Annotated in this window: 1 protein-coding gene; it reads left to right on the plus strand. The window is 53.2% G+C overall.

What is annotated here, in order from left to right; all coding sequences use genetic code 11:
* On the plus strand, window positions 1-264 hold a 264-nt coding region (locus E1189_RS01705), incomplete at its 5' end, for a hypothetical protein (protein WP_196221004.1).
* Window positions 265-293 lie beyond the last annotated feature (29 nt).

Raw genomic sequence — 293 nt, forward strand, 5'->3', positions numbered from 1 at the left:
GCTGCTGATCCGGCGGTGAGAGTTAAGCAGGCTAAGCGAATCGAAGGTGGCGCCGCAGAGGCAGGTAGTGTTCCGCGTCCCCTTGCACTGGGCATCGCGACTGCCCCGACGGTGAGAGTTAAGCAGGTTGGCCGAATCGAAGGTAGCGCCGCAAAGGCAGGTAGTGCTCCGCTTCCCTCGACAAATTACCCCCTTCTCATTTTGGCTTATTATTTCTACTTCCAGTGCAGGACTGTCGTAGTCAAAATTACCTGGGACTGTTAATGCAGTTTCATAAACCTCTTCAATCTCTT

This window comes from Parendozoicomonas verongulae (genome assembly GCF_009711465.1).
GTDB lineage: Bacteria > Pseudomonadota > Gammaproteobacteria > Pseudomonadales > Endozoicomonadaceae > Sansalvadorimonas > Sansalvadorimonas verongulae.